The organism is Ruegeria sp. K3 (assembly GCF_056531845.1).
In genome coordinates this window covers 688,070-705,967 of the sequence record NZ_JBQFMM010000001.1, presented here as the reverse complement: position 1 = coordinate 705,967, position 17,898 = coordinate 688,070, and the positions used below count along the sequence as shown (strand labels likewise).

Sequence of the window (17,898 nt, the reverse complement as noted above, 5' to 3'; positions counted from 1 at the left end):
TTAACAAACTTGCCCGAATGCCTCGACCGCTTTATGCAATCGCGTCAAGGAGCGGCTACTCACTCACGACCGGCTCCGAGATATGGGGACAATTGAGGTAGGACGCGTGCGGACACGTCTGGCAATTAAACTACACTCACTGCTCGAGCGGCACTTTCCAGAGCGCCGTGTTTTTCTGAAATCTGACAACGACACGCGGTTCATCCGACTGAGTTCTGAAACTCAGATCGCTGCAGTCGCCGGTGTGTCGGTGATGGTCGCCTGGACCGCGATTGCCACGTCAGTTCTGTTGATGGACAGCATCGGATCGGGCAATTTCCGAGAACAGGCCAAGCGCGATCAGGCTACGTATCAAGAACGTCTGAACATCCTGTCGGAAGAGCGCGATGCGCGTGCGGCCGAAGCGCTGGCTGCACATGATAGGTTTAACGCAGCTCTGGAACAGATTTCGGTCATGCAGTCCGAATTGCTGGAATCCGAAAACCGCCGGCGCGAGCTGGAGACCGGCATCGAGGTGATCCAAACCACGCTGCGTGCCACTATGAAGCAACGCGAAGACGCGCGGACCAAACTGGCCGAACTGCAACCCAGCACTGATGCGGACGCGGCTTATGCGATGGCATCGGCAAACCCGGAACAGATGGCATTTATGACCGATGCCCTAGCCCGGACCGCGGCGCAGCGCGACCAGATCGCCGCCGATGCGCAAGGCGCGTTGGACCAGCGTGACGAGCTCGAGCTTGAAATCCGCCTGATGCAGGAGCGCAGCGACGAGATTTTCCGCCAGTTGGAAGAGGCGATGCTGATCTCAGTCGAACCTCTCGACAAGATGTTCCGCAGCGCGGGCATGCCAACAGATCGTATCCTCGACGAAGTTCGGCGCGGATATAGCGGTATGGGCGGTCCGCTGACCCCTTTATCCTTCAGCACCCGCGGTGAGGAACTGAGCCCCGACCAGATCCGCGCCAATATCCTGCTGGAACAGATGGACCAGCTGAACCTCTATCGCATCGCTGCGGAAAAGGCCCCCTTCGCCAGCCCGGTGCGTGCAGCGGTTCGTTTCACCAGCGGCTACGGTACGCGGCGCGACCCAAAGACCGGCGGTCGCCGCATGCATAATGGCGCTGATTTCGCCGGCCCCTCGGGCACCGATATCTTCGCGACTGCTGATGGTGTTGTCACTCATGCAGGCTGGCAATCGGGTTTCGGACGGCTGGTAAAGATCAAGCACGCCTTTGGGATTGAGACACTTTACGCTCATAACACCAAGGTACGCGTAAAGGTTGGTCAAAGGGTCTCGCGCGGGGATCATATTGCTGATATGGGTAGCACCGGACGGTCGACCGGCACACACCTGCACTACGAGGTCCGTGTGAACGGAAAACCTGTTAACCCAATGACTTACATCAAGGCTGCGAGAAATGTTTTCTAAGAGCAAAATCAACGAACCCGGATCGAAAGAGACTGAGGCAGCAAAACCAGCCGCTCCGGCCACTCCGGCAACACCTGCACCGGCTGAAACAAAGGCCAGCACCCCTCCCAAGCCCAAGCCACCCGCATCGGTGCTGTCCTCGGATTTGCACATCACCGGTAACATCAAGACCTCGGGCGATATCCAGGTGGAGGGCACCGTCGAAGGAGACATCCGCGCCCATCTGCTGACCATCGGCGAGACGGCCACCATCAAGGGCGAAGTCACTGCAGATGACGTAGTGGTCAACGGCCGTATCGTGGGCCGCGTCCGTGGCCTGAAGGTCCGCCTGACTTCGACCGCCCGCGTCGAAGGTGACATCATCCACAAGACCATCGCCATTGAAAGCGGCGCGCATTTCGAAGGTTCGGTGCAGCGTCAGGACGACCCGCTGAACCCGGGCCGCAGCGGCAAATCGGGTGCCAACCCGGCGGCGGAAGTGAAGCAGTAAACACTTATCGGCAAGACCAATCAGCAACGCCGCAGGATACCCTGCGGCGTTTGTTTTGTTTTGGGGTGTTCGTCTAAATCTAACAATGACCTCAATGCGGGACGTAGCGGCCTTACACCGCGCAAGTGCCGCAATGCGCTTGGTTGATCAGGAGGGCTTGGTCTGCGTTGCCCCCGCTACTCGTACTGCACGATCACCGAAAGAAAATCATCATCGCTTGTTACTACTGTGTGGTGGCCTTTGCCGTGTTTGTCTTCCATATGCCAGACGTCACCCGGACCAATATCTCTGAATTCCCCGTCGCTCGCGGTCACGCGCACTGAGCCAGAAAGACAAATGAGCTTTTGAGCGACAGGTGTGGGATGAATTGGCTCATCCCAACCCTTCTTGAGTCTCAAGAACATGGTTTGCTTGACAGCTTCTGGCTTTGAAATCTCGATTGCTTTCGCAGGTGGTGCAAAGCTTTGCTCTTCAAGTTCGACTTCGATGTCTTTCCAATGGCTTTCGCCTTGAGCATCCGAATACAGCTTTTTGAACTTCACTTTGATACCCCCGCCACATCGTAAGCCCACAACCGATACCGGACATTGGGGCGCAAAGGAGAAAAACGCAAGTTGGGCCGAGTGTGTCGTTCTCAATCGCCAACACACCGGAATAAGCATATTCCCTAACAGCCCCCCTATCTGACGTGTCTTGAAGGAAAATTCCCCGCATTCTCACAGTTTCACAAAAAGCGTTTTTTGAATTAACCTTAAAGTCATTGATTTCAGGAGGGCTTTTCATGTCATCAAAACTCATGGCCGAATTCTTCGGTACATTCTGGCTGGTACTGGGTGGCTGCGGCAGCGCGGTGCTGGCTGCAGGTGTGGCCGATGTGGGTATCGGCTGGCTGGGCGTTTCGTTCGCTTTCGGCCTGACGGTGCTGACCATGGCCTACGCGGTCGGTCATATCTCGGGCGGGCATTTCAACCCGGCGGTCAGCCTTGGGCTAATGATCGGCGGGCGGTTCGATGCCAAGGATCTAATCCCCTACTGGATCGCGCAGGTGATCGGAGCGATCGCCGCAGCAGCCGTGCTCTATCTGATCGTCAGCGGAGCACCGGGCTTTGAAGGCGTCGGGGGGTTTGCCTCAAACGGGTATGGCGAGGCGTCACCCGAAGGCTATTCGATGATGTCAGCGTTGGTGATCGAAATCGTCATGACGGCGTTCTTCATCGTGATCATTCTCGGTGCGACCTCCAGCGGCGCGCCTGCCGGGTTCGCCCCGATCGCGATTGGTTTGGGGCTGACGCTGATCCACCTGATCTCGATTCCGGTGACCAACACCTCTGTGAATCCTGCCCGGTCAACCGGCGTGGCGTTGTTTGCCGATGGTCCGGCACTGGCGCAGCTATGGCTGTTCTGGGTGGCACCTTTGATCGGCGGCGCGATTGGCGCGCTGATCTGGCGGGCGATGTCGGACGACGATTGACCCGGCCGCATCAAGAACCCCCGGCCCGCAGAAGCGCGCCGGGGTTTTCTTTTATTCGGTCACAGTGACCTTTTTCATCGCATCCGGTTGTCCGATCACTGCGCCATTAGGGCCATCGCCCCGCTTGATCGCATCGACCACGTCCATCCCTTCTGTCACCTGACCGACAACCGTGTACTGACCATTCAGGAACGGGCCGGGCTCGAACATAATGAAGAATTGCGAGTTCGCGCTGTCTGGGTCCTGCGCCCGCGCCATACCCACGACGCCCCGGTCATAATTGAAATCCGAGAATTCAGCAGGCAGATCAGGGCGATCCGATCCACCCGTACCCGCACGACGCATGTCGCCACCGACACGGCCAAACTCAACATCGCCGGTCTGCGCCATGAACCCATCGATCACACGATGGAACACAACCCCATCGTACTGACCAGCAGCGGCCAGAGCGGTGATCTGCTCCACATGCTTGGGCGCAATATCTTCGAACAGGTCGACGGTGACGGTGCCATTGGCCCCCTCGCCCTCGATCTCGATCTCAAGCCCGGTTGCCAGCGCAGGGCTGGCCAGCAAGGTAAAAACTGCGGCCAGCTTATGCATCAGCAGCCACCTTAACGCTGATCATGCGGTCGGGGCTCGCTGGCGGCTCACCACGCACAATCGCGTCTACATGCTCCATCCCGTCGATGACGCGGCCATACACGGTGTACTGGCCGTTTAGGAAATGGTTGTCCTTGAAGTTGATGAAGAACTGCGAGTTTGCCGAATCCGGGTTGGCCGAGCGTGCCGCACCCAACGTGCCGCGATCATGAGGCAGTTTCGAAAACTCGGCAGGTACGTTCGGCAGCGACGATCCACCGGTGCCCGCCATACGAATGTTGAACCCGTCTTCCATGTCGCCATGCTGCACATCGCCGGTTTGCGCCATGAACCCGTCGATCACACGGTGGAAGGCGACGTTGTCATACTCACCACCACGGGCCAGCTCTTTCATACGGGCCGAATGCTGAGGGGCCACATCAGGCAGCAATTCGATGACGACATTGCCGTCTTTCAGCTCAATGATGATCGTGTTTTCGGGGTCTTTGATCTCGGCCATCTGGCCCTCCTGTCTTTGAAACTTGCGCAAATACCTATGACGCGGGCGCGCGAATGCCAAGTGACGCATTGACCTGAACGCAAAATGCAGGAAAAGAACCGCTGAAACTGGGTGCAATGGGCAAGGATGAGCGCGATGGGCTGGAAATCTCTGGACGATATGGATCTTGGCGGTAAGCGGGTTCTGGTACGCGTGGATATCAACGTACCGGTCGCGGATGGCGTGGTGACCGACGACACCCGCATTCAACGGATCGTGCCAACCGTGCGCGATATCCTCGCCGCAGGCGGTAAACCCATCTTGCTGGCCCATTTCGGACGCCCCGGTGGTCAGCATGTACCCGAGCTGTCATTGAAGCAGCTTGTGCCAGCACTTGAATCCGCTTTCGGGGTTCCCGTGCGCTTTGCAGATGATTGCGTAGGCTATGAGGCTGAAACCGCAGCCTCCGCCCTGACGGAAGGTGAGGTTCTGCTGCTGGAAAACACCCGCTTCCATGCCGAGGAGACCAAGAACAGCGTCCCACTTGCCCAAGGCATGGCAAAGCTGGGCGACATCTATTGCAACGATGCCTTCTCGGCCGCGCACCGCGCCCACAGCTCGACTGAGGCGCTGGCCCGTCTGCTGCCCGCCTGTGCCGGACGCCTGATGCAGCAGGAACTGAGCGCGCTTGAAGCCGCCCTGGGCGCACCCAAGCGGCCTGTCACAGCGGTTGTCGGGGGCGCCAAAGTGTCGACCAAGCTGGACCTGCTGGGCAACCTGATCGAGAAGGTTGACTATCTGGTCATCGGTGGCGGGATGGCGAATACATTCCTACTGGCGCAGGGGATCGATGTCGGCAAATCACTGGCCGAGCACGCCATGACCGATACCGCCGCCGAAATCCTCGGCAAGGCCGAAGCCGCTGGCTGCACGATCGTCCTGCCGCGCGACATCGTCGTGGCCGAAGTGTTCGAGGCCAACGCGCCGCATCAGGTGCTGCCCGCTGATCAGTGCCCTTCTGACTCGATGATCCTAGACGCCGGTCCCGAAAGCGTATCAGCCGTGTCCGAAGTGCTGGAAAAAAGCCAGACCCTGATTTGGAACGGCCCACTGGGGGCGTTTGAGCTGACACCGTTCGATGCCGCAACCAATGCGGCGGCGCTGAAGGCCGCAGCACTAACCCGCGATGGCAAGCTGACCTCGGTCGCGGGCGGGGGTGACACGGTGGCCGCACTGAACGCCTCGGGCGCGGCAACGGATTTCTCATATATCTCTACTGCTGGTGGTGCCTTCCTTGAATGGATGGAAGGCAAGACCTTGCCGGGTGTGGCTGCGCTGGAACTATAAGCGCTCAAACCTCAGGTCTCAGCTTTTTCTACTCAGGGGATTCACAACCCGAATCACCTGTGACATAGTGCGTCGAGACATCCAAAAAGGGTGCGTTTCTGAGGCAGTATTTCACACGGCGGTTAACACAGTGTCCCGTTCCAATCGGCCCGGTTTAGGGGCTTTCATTTTCTTCTCAATCGCCTTCATGCTGGGGGTGTATTTCACCTTTGCCGCCGTTCAAGGGGATTACGGTCTGTTTCGCCGAGTCGAGATTGCCGCCGAACGCGATGTTTTGTCTCGCGATCTGGCGCGGCTGAACGCCGAGATCGAGCGGATGGAGAACCTGACCCGCCGACTGTCAGACACCTATCTGGATCTCGATCTGCTGGATCAACAGGCCCGCTCAGTGCTCGGCATGATCCGCGCGGATGAGATCGTCATCCGCTGACGAAATTTTTGACTAAGAATCTCTGTACCTTAACGCCCGGAAGATAAGCTGTGGCAGGCCGCAACTCGCGTATCCTGCCCTCGCGTAACATTAGTACTCGCCAGAACGTGTGAAATGCTCTATGAGATAGTTTAACGCTAAACTATCTTGCCGAAAGGGGGAGATCGCCACTATGGCTGCGCGAAAAACCACAAAGAAACCAAATGTTTCTGCGGAAGAACTGACCACATATTACCGCGAGATGCTGCTGATCCGCCGATTCGAGGAAAAGGCAGGTCAACTCTACGGCATGGGTCTGATCGGGGGTTTCTGCCACCTCTACATCGGTCAGGAAGCGGTTGTTGTCGGCCTTGAGGCCGCGGCCAAAGAAGGCGACAAGCGCATCACGTCCTATCGCGATCACGGCCACATGCTGGCCTGTGGAATGGACCCGGGCGGCGTAATGGCCGAATTGACCGGTCGCGAAGGCGGGCTGTCCAAAGGCAAAGGCGGCTCGATGCACATGTTCTCGAAAGAGAAGAATTTCTATGGCGGCCATGGCATCGTCGGCGCACAGGTTCCGCTGGGTGCGGGTTTGGCCTTTGCTGACAAGTACAAAGAAAACGGCGGCGTCACCTTCACCTATTTCGGTGACGGCGCGGCCAACCAGGGTCAGGTCTACGAGACCTTCAATATGGCTGCTCTTTGGGAACTGCCGGTGGTATTCGTGATCGAGAACAACCAGTATGCCATGGGCACCGCGCAAGCACGCTCGACCTCTTCGGCCGACATCTACCACCGCGGTCAAGCCTTCGGAATACCGGGTGAAATGGTGAACGGCATGGATGTGCTGGCCGTCAAAGCCGCAGGTGAAAAAGCGGTCGCCCACTGCCGTGCGGGCAAAGGTCCCTACATCCTCGAGGTGAAAACCTACCGCTATCGCGGCCACTCGATGTCTGACCCGGCCAAGTACCGTACACGCGAAGAGGTTCAGAAGGTCCGCGAACAAAGCGACCCGATCGAGCACGTGCGCGAGCTGCTGCTGACCGGCAAACACGCGACCGAGGATGACCTGAAGGCGATCGACAAAGAGATCAAAGAGGTCGTCAATCAGGCCGCCGAATTCTCGAAAGAAAGCCCCGAGCCGTCGCTGGACGAGCTCTGGACTGATATCTACGCCTGAGAGGACGAATAAGACATGGCAACCGAAATTCTCATGCCCGCCCTTTCGCCCACGATGGAAGAGGGCACATTGGCCAAGTGGCTGGTCAAGGAAGGCGACACCGTATCCTCGGGCGACATCATGGCCGAGATCGAAACCGACAAGGCTACGATGGAGTTCGAAGCCGTCGATGAAGGCATCGTCGGTAAGATTCTGATCAGCGAGGGCACCGAAGGGGTCAAAGTAAACACCCCTATCGCGATCCTGGTCGAAGATGGTGAAGACGCCTCCGCCCTGCCCGTGGCTGCGCCCGCAGCCGCAGCGGAGGCCGAAGCCGCCCCTGCGGCGGTTGAGGCCCCCGCTCCTGCCGCAGCAGCCCCCGCTGCTCCGGTTGTGGACCTGTCGCCCGATTGGCCTGCCGACGCCGAGATGGCGCAGCAAACCGTCCGCGAAGCCTTGCGCGACGCGATGGCCGAAGAAATGCGCGGCGACGAAGATGTCTATCTGATGGGCGAAGAAGTCGCTGAATATCAGGGCGCCTATAAAATCTCTCAAGGCCTGCTCGATGAATTCGGTGCCAAACGTGTCATCGACACCCCGATCACTGAACACGGCTTCACAGGCATCGCCGTCGGCTCGGCCTTTGGCGGGCTGAAACCGATTGTCGAGTTCATGACCTTCAACTTCGCCATGCAGGCCATTGATCAGATCATCAACTCTGCCGCCAAAACGCTTTATATGTCTGGCGGTCAGATGGGCTGTCCGATTGTATTCCGTGGCCCTAACGGTGCCGCTGCCCGCGTGGCCGCGCAACACTCGCAGGACTACGCCGCATGGTACATGCAGGTGCCAGGTCTCAAAGTGGTGATGCCCTATTCCGCAGCCGATGCCAAAGGTTTGCTGAAATCGGCCATCCGCGACCCGAACCCCGTGGTCTTCCTGGAAAACGAAATCCTCTACGGCCGGTCCTTCGACGTGCCGCAAGTGGATGACCTGACCATCCCGCTGGGCAAGGCCCGCATCTGGCGCGAAGGCTCGGATGTGACCATCGTCAGCTTTGGCATCGGCATGCAATATGCGCTGGAAGCCGCAGACAAACTGGCCGAAGACGGCATCAGCGCCGAAGTGATCGACCTGCGTACTATCCGCCCGATGGACACCGGTGCGATCATCAACTCGGTGATGAAAACCAACCGTCTTGTGACTGTCGAAGAAGGCTGGCCGCAAGGTTCCGTCGGTAGCTACATCAGCTCGGTGGTCATGCAGGAAGCGTTCGATTATCTCGACGCCCCGGTCATCACCCTCACCGGCAAAGATGTTCCGATGCCATATGCGGCGAACCTCGAAAAGCTGGCGCTGATCACCACCGATGAGGTGATCGCTGCGGTGAAACAGGTGACCTACCGGTAATGGAGATCAGGGGCCGCGATCCAGCAACCGAATGCTACCGTGTCGAGATTGACATCGACAACCGCATCGTGCGGGCGCTTGTACCCGAGCGACTGGCGGCGGATATGCGGTTGATCGGCGCGCGCCCCTCACACCAGACCGCCTATGTCTGGATGGCGGAGAACAAAGACAAAATCGAGGCTGCGATTGCGACACTCGCACGCGGCACCGGGCGCCCCAAGGCGCCCTTTGACCAAATTACTCTGATTGAGGAGCGCTGAAATGCCCACCGAAATCCTGATGCCCGCCCTGTCCCCGACGATGGAGGAAGGCACACTTGCAAAATGGCTCGTCAAGGAAGGCGACACCGTCTCCTCGGGCGATCTGCTGGCCGAAATTGAAACCGACAAGGCAACAATGGAGTTCGAGGCCGTTGACGAAGGCACCGTCGGCAAGATCCTTATTCCTGAGGGAACCGAAGGCGTTAAAGTCAACACCGCCATCGCAGTCCTGCTGGAAGATGGAGAAAGCGCTGATGATATCGGTGCAACGCCAACCGCTGCTCCCGCGGCTGCGCCAGCTGCCGCAGCGGGCAACGAGGCTGCCGCACCAGCGGCACCCGAGGCGCCCGCCCCTGCCCCAGCGGCACCGGCCAAAGCGGATGGCGGTCGTATTTTTGCCTCCCCCCTTGCTCGTCGGATTGCCGCGCAAAAGGGTCTAGATCTGGCTCAAATCTCAGGTTCTGGCCCGCATGGCCGTATCGTCAAAGCCGATGTGGAAAGCGCCACAGCCGCACCTGCAGCGGCACCTGCGCCTGCTGCAGCAGCCGCCCAAACCGCCGCCGCTCCCGCAGGTCCATCGGCGGACGCCGTGGCCAAGATGTACGAAGGCCGCGAATACGAAGAGATCAAACTCGATGGCATGCGCAAGACCATCGCCGCGCGTCTGTCTGAGGCCAAACAGACCATCCCGCATTTCTACCTGCGTCGCGACATTAAGCTGGATGCGCTACTCAAGTTCCGCAGCCAGTTGAACAAGCAACTCGAAGGCCGGGGTGTGAAGCTCAGCGTCAACGACTTTATCATCAAAGCCGTCGCCAACGCACTACAGCAGGTTCCCGAATGCAACGCCGTCTGGGCGGGCGACCGGGTTCTGCAACTGAAACCTTCGGATGTGGCTGTTGCCGTCGCCATCGAGGGCGGTCTGTTCACTCCGGTCCTGCAAGATGCCGACACCAAATCGCTGTCGGCGCTGTCGACTGAGATGAAAGACCTCGCCGGACGCGCCCGCGAGCGAAAGCTGGCCCCGCACGAGTACCAAGGCGGTACTTTCGCGGTCTCAAACCTCGGAATGTTCGGTATCGACAATTTCGATGCCATCGTGAACCCGCCGCATGCAGGTATCCTCGCAGTTGGTACCGGCCTCAAGAAACCCATCGTGGGCGATGACGGAGAACTGACGGTCGCAACCGTCATGTCCGTCACCATGTCGGTCGATCACCGGGTCATCGACGGCGCGCTTGGCGCTCAGCTACTGCAAGCCATCGTCGGCAATCTGGAAAATCCGATGGTCATGTTGGCCTAAGCCCGGAAGATCATGCACAAAAAAAAGGCCGCCTCGAACCCCGAGGCGGCCTTTTTCGTCTATTCACTCCGAATTACTGGTCTTTCCCCAGCATATGATCCATCGAGATTGACGGCTGATCGCACCCGGCCTCGCCCACGATCTTGGCGGGAATGCCAGCGACCGTCGTGCACGGTGGCACTTCCTGCAGCACCACTGATCCGGCTGCGATACGGCTGCAATGGCCAACCTCAATATTGCCCAGAACCTTAGCACCCGCGCCGATCAGCACGCCGTCACCAATGGTTGGATGGCGCTGTTCTTCTTCCTTGCCGGTTCCGCCCAGCGTCACCGAATGCAACATCGAAACATTGTCCCCGACCACAGCGGTTTCACCGATCACGATAGAATGGGCATGGTCGATCATGATGCCTTTACCGATGCGGGCAGCTGGATGGATATCAATGCCGAATATCTCGGAAGATCGCATCTGGAAGAAATACGCCAGATCATGGCGCCCCTTGTTCCAAAGCCAGTGGGCTACGCGATAAGCCTGCATCGCCTGATACCCCTTGAAATAAAGGATCGGTTGCAGCAGGCGGTGGCAGGCCGGATCGCGTTCATAAACGGCCATCAGGTCCGCGCGCGCGGCTTCAATCAACGCTTTGTCGTCAGCATAGGCCTCATCCACGATCTCACGCAGTACCATCATCGACATCTCATTCGAGCATAGCTTGGCCGAGATGCGATAGGACAATGCCCTCTCAAGACTGCGGTGATGCAAGATACAGGCGTGTACCAACCCGCCCATCAGCGGCTCTTTCTCGACGGCTGCATGGGCTTCCGAGGTGATGCGGTCCCAAACCGGGTCCACAGGTGTCACTTGGCTGCGCGTTTCGAACATGGCTTTTCATCCTTTGCTGCGCTTAGAATAGCCATCTAGTCGTAAAATTACCAAACGCAAACCCTTGATATGCACTACAACAAAAAATGAACTCAGCCGATCTGGACCATTTTCGGAAGCTTATTCACCAGCGCCTTCGCGATCTGGCCGCGCAATCCGCCGCCGGTCAGGATGCGCAATCAGTTGTGGAGCTGGATCAACAGGCAGTGGGTCGGCTCAGCCGGATGGATGCGTTGCAAAATCAAGCAATGGCCAAGGCGCAACAGGCCCGGCGCGACACCGAAACGCATCGGCTTCGGGCCGCTCTAAACCGGATGGACGAAGACGATTTCGGCTATTGCGAAGATTGCGGCGAGGAAATAGCGCACGGAAGGCTAGAGCTGGACCTTGCCGCCTCAAAATGTGTCAGTTGCGCATCTGGCTGATTTGAAACCGGATCAGTTTGCGCAGAACCATCTCGAAACATTGGCAATATTGCAGATCGTCGAAATTTGGTTCGTCTGCCAAGGGCCGGCAGCACGCGGCTGCCATCAACGAGCCATTTCCATAAACAGGATGCAAGCGCCCAGTTCTGGCGACATGTCGATCCGCCAGTTCGGCCTCAGCAATCAGGAGGGTGCTTATCCTATCGCGGTCGGTTCGCGGCGCGGCCAGCAAAGCCCGCGCCGCCGCGCTGAGATCTCCGTGCAGGACTGGCCGCACGGCTAGCCGACCGAAAGGCGCGCAAACGCCCCGGGTCCGTAGGTAGCCGAAACCTGCGCGACTGCGACATCGTAGGGTCCGGCCAGCCCGTCATCGGCTTTCATCGCGGCAGAATACTGCCAAACCGGATCACTGGTGACAGTTTCGCGCAACAAAGCACCCTCAGTGAAGACGCGGATAAGATAGGATTCGCTTTCTTCGCCCAGAGGCACATCCAATGCGCTCCAGTCATCGCCATCAATCCGGGTGCGGCGCACCCACGAGATCTTGTCCCCGGTAGCCGACGCAGACGCCCGCAAATGCGCTGGCGCATAAGGCCTCAGCCCATTGCCATCGAACGCTTCAACCAGATGCACATATGCCGGGTCCTCGTAGCCGCGCGTTGCAGGGCCGATACGGTAATGCTTGGCCACGCGGCGTTCGGTGCGCAGCAATCCAGTCTGATAAACACGTTCATCCAGTAGGACAAAGGTAGACGCTTCAGGCCATACATCCGGCATCAGGGCATCCGTACCCAACTGACCACGCAAGCGGCCTGACAAATTGTAAACGCCAGTCTCCTGCAAGACCGCATCCGAGAACTGAAACACTTCCCAATTGCCCGGTGTTCCGTCACCGATGGCAGCCAGATTGGCACCACTCAGCAACGCCGAGCGTGGACGCGACTCCAAAACGCCATCGATCAGGTTGACACGCAACGCGGCCCCTTCGTCCCAGATCCCAGCGCCTGCGCGTCGCAGGGGTGTTTCGGTGAAGCCAATCACCGCCTGCCCCGCGATCACTTGATGCAAGGTATAGTCCTCATCCTGTGCAGCCGAATAGACAGCCACGTTACCGGGCCAGGGCTCGGCCGATATCGCCAGATACGGCGCATGGGGCGCTTCGGATCCAGTGATCAGCGGCAGATCCATGAACACCGGCAGAACTGGCACCGGAGCAATGAATGGCTTGGCTGCCGCTACATCATCCAAAACATCGGACGGGGTATAAACTCCGGGTTCAATCCGCACCGCATCCGCCAATTGCATCTCGGCCTGTTCCAGCCGGTCGATCCGATATAGCGTTCCGTCCCCGCCATCCGGCAAACGCACCACATCGCCGGCCCCGACATGCAGCAGCGAGGGCGGCAGAGCAAATCGCACAGTGTCGCGCGAGATGCGGGATTCGCTTAGCCAGCGCTCGACCGTCTGACGCCCTTCGGCGCGAGTCATCGACAAGGGCATTTCGTTGACGGCGACCGAATGGGTTCTGTCATCAGGCAAGACGGCCTCTTCCGCGACAACATCATGGTCCGCATCCGACTGGACGAACCGCAGACGCACACGCCCGGTCATCTCGGCCTCAGCCTCGCGGCGATTTTCCACTGGCCCGTCGATATCCGCGCTGATGGCGATCTGCTCGGGGTCGATGTCAACGGCCCGACGCCCGTCGCGGGTTCTAAACTTCAGCACCCCGTCCCGCTCGATCGCGTCGAACCCATAGCGCAGCATCAGTGGCTGCAAGGCCTGCCGAGCGTTCATTACGTCCTCAACCGCGTAACCACGTACCACGCCGTAGAGCTCGGACACATCAATCGCCGTCACCCCTGCCTCATGGCAGATTTCTGTCACGACCGAGGCCAGAGTCCGCGACCCGGACCGCCCGTTCAGCCAATGCCCACGTGCATAATTATCGCCGTCCGACCACTGCGTCCGCAGGTTCGGGAAAGTCGGGAACGGACGCGCATCCCAAGCCCAGACAAAGGCGTTCGACAGGTCCACCATCGGGCCGTCATAGATATCTGAAACCGGGTTGATCTCAGCATCACCCCAATAGCCAAGGACGGCCCGAAGGTACTGAACCATGATAAAATCGTCCCGTACCCCGTTGGAATACTGCGGCAAATTTGATTCAGACGACTTTGGGTCCAAAAATTTGTTCGGCTGGTTCGTGCCCTTGTCGATCGCCGCGCAGCCCAGTTCGGTGAACCAGATTGGCTTGGACCCCGGAACCCAACCCGTGGGTTTTTTCTGCCGCACGCCCCCGATCCGCTCATGATGTCGGTTTGCCCACCAGTTGCGCAGGTCCTTGTACCGCCAGACCCACGGCTCGCCATGATCGTCATCAGTGATCGGGCTTCGGATCTGCGCTTCAGCTTCCTCCGGTGAGGCATAGTACCAATCATACCCCTCGCCGCCTTCGATATTGCCGCGCAGATAGTCCAGATCGTAGATCGACCCATTCGACACCTCAGCGTCCAGATGCGAGGCCCTATCCCGCCAGTCGGACAGCGGCATATAGTTGTCGATGCCGACAAAATCTATGTTCTCATCGGCCCAAAGCGGGTCGAGGTGGAAATACCGGTCTCCGGTGCCGTCTTGCGGCTGATACCCGAAATACTCGGTCCAGTCTGCGGCATAGCCGACCTTAGTTTCCGGCCCCAATATCGCGCGCACTTCCGCGGCCAGAGACCGCAGCTCCGCAACTGCAGCGAAGCCAGACGCGCCGCGGATTTGCGTTAGCCCGCGCATCTCGGACCCGATGCAGAAGGACTCCACGCCGCCCGCCGCCTTGCAAAGGGCCGCATAGTGCAGAATGAACCGCCGTAATCCCCATTCGCTAGGGCCGCGATAGGTCACTTTGCTGCCGCTGGTCGAGAAATGTGACGCGCGCGCCGTACCAAAGAACGCCGCCACCTGCGCATCCGCATCGGCAGTTTGATCCGGCGAGCCTGGCCGCCCCGGAGCAACATCCAAAGTGATCCGCCCACGCCAAGGCAAATATGGCTGATCCGGCGCATCGGACCACGGATCAGGCAGGCCGTTGCCCTCTGATTGCTCCATCAAAATAAACGGATAAAACATAACCCGTTTGCCCGAGTTCTTCAGGTGCCGGATCGCCTGCACTACGGCCGCATCAGCCGGTGTGCCGCCATAAACCGGACGCCCATCCTGCCATTTCACCTGCCCCGCCGCAGTTCGGGACAGACCTGAAACACTCCAGGGCATGTTTGCGCCCTCGATATTCTTGCGTTCAACCTTGGGGCGGATCTGGCATTCTCCGCAGCGCAAATCATCGCCGAACCACGACACGATCAACGAAGCCGCCTCGCAGCCCGGCAATTCCTGGCCGAGCGCCCGGGTCGAGGTCACCAGATCGGACTTGCCCGATGGTGAATTGACATTCGCCGCCCAACAGCGCCCCCGGCCCTTGGTGTAATTAACCTGAGATGAAGCCAGCGCGTATTCACCCGTACCCGGCATTAAGGCCACCCCTTTGATGATCCGTGACAGCGCGTCCGCCGCATCCGGCATCTCTTCTTGTTCCTGCCGCACCACCTCGAACGAGAATTGCGGCACGCGGTTGCCAAAGGGGCCCAGCGCCAGATCTTCGATCACCACATAAGCCGTGCCGCGATAAGCGGGCACCGTGCCTGCCCCTTCGACCGCTTCAATGAGCGGGTCGGGCAATTGCTCGTGATCGCCGCGATATATCCGCATGTTCAGCGTTCGGCGCTCGACCTCTTCACCATCGGCCCAGACGCGCGTGATATCCGCGACCTGTCCCGCGCCCACCGCAATCGCCAAAGACACCGAATAGCTGTAGCTATGCGTGGTTGTTGTTGTCGTCACTTCAACGGGCTTGGGTTTCCCCTTGCCTCCACCGCCACCGCCTGATGTTTGCGTCGTCGTCGAGGTCGATCGGGTTTCCAGAAAGTCCGAAGCCCAGATGACCTGTCCTCCAACTCGCATCCGGCCGTAGACCGTCGCGACGGTCGCACCCTCACCGGTTTCGGTGAGACGGAAACGATCCAGACGCCCGGTCTCGACCACCTCGCTACCGCCACCCATTACGGATTGGCTGGCCATCAGCCGGTTGTCGATCACCCGCCCAAGCGTCGCCCCAACCGCGCGGCCAATCACCGCCGTGGACAGACCCGCAACCGAGCCCCCGATCGAACCACCTATTGCCGCACCTGCAGCAGACAGAACTATTGTGGCCATCAGAAATCCTCCAGCGGGAATTCGAAACAAGCGACCACGCGGCGACGCCAAGGCTCGCTCAGCGTGTTTTCAACAACACCATGCCCGGTATAGGCGTGGATGAATCGCATCGGGTCTTGGGCGCTGACGATGCCCAGATGCTTTGCCACTGCCGCATCCCGCATCCGAAACAGCAATACATCCCCCGGGGCCAAATCATCGGGCGATTTCTCGACTAGATGGCGACGGGCTGTGGCCCACATGCGTTCCTCACCCTGCGGCTCGGACCAATCCATGCTGTAGACCGGCACCGCCTCAGGCTCATGCCCCATCACCGCGCGCCAAACGCCCCGCAGCAAGCCCAGACAATCAGCGCCTGCACCCCGAACAGAGGCCTGATGAACATAAGGTGTGCCCAGCCATCCGCGCGCTTCGTCCACGATATCTTGTTTTGTCCGCATCACCGCCTGCTTCCCCCTTTGTGTTGACTACTGCGCTTGGGTACGGCCATGACCCAATCCTCGTGCGGCAGGTCAGGGAAGCCCTGAAAATTCAGCATGTTGTTGAACTTCAGTTGGCAAGTGGTCATGCGCTTGTCACACCCGGCGATCAGCTGGACCCGGTCCCCAACCGCCAGCCCGCCGCCAATCGCCGACCAAAGCGTGACATCGCGGCCATCTCTGACCTGTTCATCCAGCTTGATCGAGGCCCACAGGCCCTGCGCAGCCCCGCCCAGCACATCCAGCCTGCCGCGTTCAAACCAACCCGCATCAGAACTCTCCGCGCCCTGCAAACGCAAAGCCGCGCCGTCCAGCGCGACAATTTCAGCCTCAGCGCGATAACCCGACGTCTCCAGGGCAAAGCGGCACGCCTTATCCCCCAACACTGCCGTACAGGGCTTCTGATAAATCCGCCCTAAAGGCCGGTTCAGCAGATCGGTCAACCCGCGCAATTCCGCATGAAACGCCCCGCCAGCGCGACGCAACTCACCAATCGAACCACGAAACTGCAGCATCCGCTGCTCAGGATCGGCCCAATTGACCAGCCAGGCCCGCACCTCGGCCCCATCAAAGCGCCCCGCCTCGATATCCTCTTCCCGGACCGAGGCATCAGACAGCGCGCCCATCGCCTCGGTATTATCGATCGACAGGCCGGTTGCCTGCTCGATCGCCGCAGCGGTCAGACCGGTGCTGGCTTTGAACACCAGCCCGTCAAAGCGCAACTCCATATCGTGATCCGTGAAACCATAGACCTGTGCGTCGCTGCGCGTGATCGCCCAGCAACGACAGGTGGTGGTCAGCCCGCTTTGCAAATGCGCCTGCAGCGCCTGCTTGTCCCCGCTCATCAGACCCGCACCTCGACCACCGGTACGTTCGGGACGTCACCGGCCTGAAAGCTGGCCACGCTGGTCTGGATCTTGTCGGTGTCGAACCGTACCGGAACGTCGAACTCAAACCCGGCCGTAATCTCGACCTGCTCAGGCGGCGGGGCCGAGAACATCACGCGTCCGGTCGCCAGATCGACTTCAAAGTCCACGCCTTCGCGTTGCGCGTCCTGATCCAGCCCCAGCGTCACGGTCCCCAGTACCGGCTTCAAAATCGGCCTTACATAACTGAATCCACCCGAGCTGTAGCTCTTGATCAGCTGAAAATCGGTCGTCTCGCCATCCCCGCGCGCAATCACCTGATCGCCCTTGTCGACTTCAGCCGTTGCTGCGCCCGACTTGAAATCCGACCAATCCTTCCAGCGGAATCCAAACATCTGGCCCTGCCGCGCCTCAAAAAACGAGATCAGCGTCTCGACATCGTCCAGCGACCGCATCCCCAGACCCGCATCATAGCGCCTGCGCGAATGCGCCCAGGGCGTGTTGCGTTCTTCGAACCCGTTGGCCAGCGTCACGATATCCGTGCGCCGTTCCGGCCCACCGACCGAGCCAAAGCTCAGGCTGGCGGGAAATCTCACCTCGTGGAAATTCATCGCCTGCTCCCC

19 protein-coding genes are annotated in these 17,898 nt (G+C 59.4%); 10 read left to right on the top strand and 9 right to left on the bottom strand.

Features of this window, described 5'->3' with window-relative positions; genetic code table 11:
• Positions 1 to 106: 106 nt before the first annotated feature.
• On the top strand, positions 107 to 1,432 hold the full coding sequence (locus tag ACR0MP_RS03510; RefSeq protein WP_223117903.1) for a M23 family metallopeptidase: 1,326 nt from the start codon (positions 107 to 109) through the stop codon (positions 1,430 to 1,432).
• Positions 1,422 to 1,922: a bactofilin family protein gene (locus ACR0MP_RS03505; protein ID WP_170396528.1), complete on the top strand. Its 501-nt coding sequence runs from the start codon at positions 1,422 to 1,424 to the stop codon at positions 1,920 to 1,922. The genes ACR0MP_RS03510 and ACR0MP_RS03505 overlap by 11 nt, the downstream gene beginning before the upstream one ends.
• A 176-nt stretch (positions 1,923 to 2,098) precedes the next feature.
• Here ACR0MP_RS03505 and ACR0MP_RS03500 read toward each other — a convergent pair whose 3' ends face one another.
• Complete coding sequence (locus ACR0MP_RS03500; protein ID WP_170403066.1) at positions 2,099 to 2,464, bottom strand: cupin domain-containing protein; 366 nt, start codon at positions 2,462 to 2,464, stop codon at positions 2,099 to 2,101.
• Between the two features lie 239 nt (positions 2,465 to 2,703).
• Here ACR0MP_RS03500 and aqpZ point away from each other — a divergent pair, with 239 nt between their 5' ends.
• On the top strand, positions 2,704 to 3,393 hold the full coding sequence (gene aqpZ, locus ACR0MP_RS03495) for an aquaporin Z (protein ID WP_170396526.1): 690 nt from the start codon (positions 2,704 to 2,706) through the stop codon (positions 3,391 to 3,393).
• Between the two features lie 51 nt (positions 3,394 to 3,444).
• Here the strand turns inward: aqpZ and ACR0MP_RS03490 are convergent, their stop codons facing one another.
• Together ACR0MP_RS03490 and ACR0MP_RS03485 are read right to left on the bottom strand one after the other, a co-directional pair.
• The gene (locus tag ACR0MP_RS03490) at positions 3,445 to 3,993 is read right to left on the bottom strand and encodes a peptidylprolyl isomerase (protein ID WP_170565963.1); all 549 of its coding nucleotides are present in this window, start codon (positions 3,991 to 3,993) and stop codon (positions 3,445 to 3,447) included.
• Positions 3,986 to 4,492: a peptidylprolyl isomerase gene (locus tag ACR0MP_RS03485; RefSeq protein ID WP_170396522.1), complete on the bottom strand. Its 507-nt coding sequence runs from the start codon at positions 4,490 to 4,492 to the stop codon at positions 3,986 to 3,988. Before ACR0MP_RS03485 ends, ACR0MP_RS03490 begins: the two co-directional genes overlap by 8 nt.
• A 135-nt stretch (positions 4,493 to 4,627) precedes the next feature.
• On the opposite strand from ACR0MP_RS03485, the gene ACR0MP_RS03480 reads away from it, so the two are divergent.
• From ACR0MP_RS03480 to ACR0MP_RS03455, 6 genes are all read left to right on the top strand, one after another.
• Positions 4,628 to 5,818, top strand: coding sequence for a phosphoglycerate kinase (locus tag ACR0MP_RS03480; RefSeq protein ID WP_170403074.1), 1,191 nt, complete (start codon positions 4,628 to 4,630; stop codon positions 5,816 to 5,818).
• A gap of 130 nt (positions 5,819 to 5,948) precedes the next feature.
• Positions 5,949 to 6,248, top strand: coding sequence for an FtsB family cell division protein (locus ACR0MP_RS03475; protein WP_480885841.1), 300 nt, complete (start codon positions 5,949 to 5,951; stop codon positions 6,246 to 6,248).
• A gap of 172 nt (positions 6,249 to 6,420) precedes the next feature.
• A complete protein-coding gene (pdhA, locus tag ACR0MP_RS03470; RefSeq protein WP_170396516.1) occupies positions 6,421 to 7,410 on the top strand; it encodes a pyruvate dehydrogenase (acetyl-transferring) E1 component subunit alpha in 990 nt (329 codons plus the stop codon).
• A gap of 15 nt (positions 7,411 to 7,425) precedes the next feature.
• The gene (locus tag ACR0MP_RS03465; RefSeq protein ID WP_170396514.1) at positions 7,426 to 8,799 is read left to right on the top strand and encodes a pyruvate dehydrogenase complex E1 component subunit beta; all 1,374 of its coding nucleotides are present in this window, start codon (positions 7,426 to 7,428) and stop codon (positions 8,797 to 8,799) included.
• Positions 8,799 to 9,059 carry a hypothetical protein gene (locus tag ACR0MP_RS03460; RefSeq protein ID WP_170403080.1) on the top strand — a complete coding sequence of 87 codons (261 nt, stop codon included), beginning with the start codon at positions 8,799 to 8,801 and terminating at the stop codon, positions 9,057 to 9,059. Before ACR0MP_RS03465 ends, ACR0MP_RS03460 begins: the two co-directional genes overlap by 1 nt.
• 1 nt (position 9,060) lies before the next feature.
• On the top strand, positions 9,061 to 10,362 hold the full coding sequence (locus ACR0MP_RS03455) for a pyruvate dehydrogenase complex dihydrolipoamide acetyltransferase (protein ID WP_480885839.1): 1,302 nt from the start codon (positions 9,061 to 9,063) through the stop codon (positions 10,360 to 10,362).
• A 73-nt stretch (positions 10,363 to 10,435) separates the two neighbouring features.
• Here the strand turns inward: ACR0MP_RS03455 and cysE are convergent, their stop codons facing one another.
• Positions 10,436 to 11,245: a serine O-acetyltransferase gene (gene cysE / locus ACR0MP_RS03450; RefSeq protein WP_170396508.1), complete on the bottom strand. Its 810-nt coding sequence runs from the start codon at positions 11,243 to 11,245 to the stop codon at positions 10,436 to 10,438.
• 86 nt (positions 11,246 to 11,331) lie between these two features.
• Between cysE and ACR0MP_RS03445 the strand changes: the two genes are divergently transcribed.
• Positions 11,332 to 11,670, top strand: a complete 339-nt coding sequence (locus ACR0MP_RS03445) for a TraR/DksA C4-type zinc finger protein (protein WP_170626669.1) — start codon at positions 11,332 to 11,334, stop codon at positions 11,668 to 11,670.
• Here the strand turns inward: ACR0MP_RS03445 and ACR0MP_RS03440 are convergent.
• Genes ACR0MP_RS03440 through ACR0MP_RS03420 form a run of 5 tightly spaced genes read right to left on the bottom strand, consistent with a single transcriptional unit; the run spans position 11,651 to position 17,886 of the window.
• A complete protein-coding gene (locus tag ACR0MP_RS03440; protein WP_480885837.1) occupies positions 11,651 to 11,947 on the bottom strand; it encodes a DUF7742 family protein in 297 nt (98 codons plus the stop codon). The genes ACR0MP_RS03445 and ACR0MP_RS03440 overlap by 20 nt on opposite strands.
• Positions 11,948 to 11,949: 2 nt before the next feature.
• Positions 11,950 to 15,930, bottom strand: a complete 3,981-nt coding sequence (locus tag ACR0MP_RS03435; RefSeq protein ID WP_480885835.1) for a baseplate multidomain protein megatron — start codon at positions 15,928 to 15,930, stop codon at positions 11,950 to 11,952.
• Positions 15,930 to 16,370 (bottom strand): NlpC/P60 family protein, encoded by a 441-nt coding sequence (locus tag ACR0MP_RS03430; protein ID WP_480885833.1) that lies wholly within the window; start codon positions 16,368 to 16,370, stop codon positions 15,930 to 15,932. Before ACR0MP_RS03430 ends, ACR0MP_RS03435 begins: the two co-directional genes overlap by 1 nt.
• Complete coding sequence (locus tag ACR0MP_RS03425) at positions 16,370 to 17,254, bottom strand: baseplate hub domain-containing protein (RefSeq protein WP_170403095.1); 885 nt, start codon at positions 17,252 to 17,254, stop codon at positions 16,370 to 16,372. Before ACR0MP_RS03425 ends, ACR0MP_RS03430 begins: the two co-directional genes overlap by 1 nt.
• The gene (locus tag ACR0MP_RS03420) at positions 17,254 to 17,886 is read right to left on the bottom strand and encodes a DUF2460 domain-containing protein (protein WP_170403098.1); all 633 of its coding nucleotides are present in this window, start codon (positions 17,884 to 17,886) and stop codon (positions 17,254 to 17,256) included. Before ACR0MP_RS03420 ends, ACR0MP_RS03425 begins: the two co-directional genes overlap by 1 nt.
• Positions 17,887 to 17,898: the final 12 nt, after the last annotated feature.

Bases quoted from the DNA above. Each gene is read 5' to 3' on its own strand.
- ACR0MP_RS03430 (WP_480885833.1), bottom strand. From the start codon at position 16,370: ATGCGGACAAAACAAGATATCGTGGACGAAGCGCGCGGATGGCTGGGC.
- ACR0MP_RS03435 (WP_480885835.1), bottom strand. From the start codon at position 15,930: ATGGCCACAATAGTTCTGTCTGCTGCAGGTGCGGCAATAGGTGGTTCG.
- pdhA (WP_170396516.1), top strand. From the start codon at position 6,421: ATGGCTGCGCGAAAAACCACAAAGAAACCAAATGTTTCTGCGGAAGAA.
- ACR0MP_RS03425 (WP_170403095.1), bottom strand. From the start codon at position 17,254: ATGAGCGGGGACAAGCAGGCGCTGCAGGCGCATTTGCAAAGCGGGCTG.
- ACR0MP_RS03420 (WP_170403098.1), bottom strand. From the start codon at position 17,886: ATGAATTTCCACGAGGTGAGATTTCCCGCCAGCCTGAGCTTTGGCTCG.
- ACR0MP_RS03460 (WP_170403080.1), top strand. From the start codon at position 8,799: ATGGAGATCAGGGGCCGCGATCCAGCAACCGAATGCTACCGTGTCGAG.
- aqpZ (WP_170396526.1), top strand. From the start codon at position 2,704: ATGTCATCAAAACTCATGGCCGAATTCTTCGGTACATTCTGGCTGGTA.
- ACR0MP_RS03445 (WP_170626669.1), top strand. From the start codon at position 11,332: ATGAACTCAGCCGATCTGGACCATTTTCGGAAGCTTATTCACCAGCGC.
- ACR0MP_RS03490 (WP_170565963.1), bottom strand. From the start codon at position 3,993: ATGCATAAGCTGGCCGCAGTTTTTACCTTGCTGGCCAGCCCTGCGCTG.
- ACR0MP_RS03485 (WP_170396522.1), bottom strand. From the start codon at position 4,492: ATGGCCGAGATCAAAGACCCCGAAAACACGATCATCATTGAGCTGAAA.
- ACR0MP_RS03455 (WP_480885839.1), top strand. From the start codon at position 9,061: ATGCCCACCGAAATCCTGATGCCCGCCCTGTCCCCGACGATGGAGGAA.
- ACR0MP_RS03480 (WP_170403074.1), top strand. From the start codon at position 4,628: ATGGGCTGGAAATCTCTGGACGATATGGATCTTGGCGGTAAGCGGGTT.
- ACR0MP_RS03505 (WP_170396528.1), top strand. From the start codon at position 1,422: ATGTTTTCTAAGAGCAAAATCAACGAACCCGGATCGAAAGAGACTGAG.
- ACR0MP_RS03465 (WP_170396514.1), top strand. From the start codon at position 7,426: ATGGCAACCGAAATTCTCATGCCCGCCCTTTCGCCCACGATGGAAGAG.
- cysE (WP_170396508.1), bottom strand. From the start codon at position 11,245: ATGTTCGAAACGCGCAGCCAAGTGACACCTGTGGACCCGGTTTGGGAC.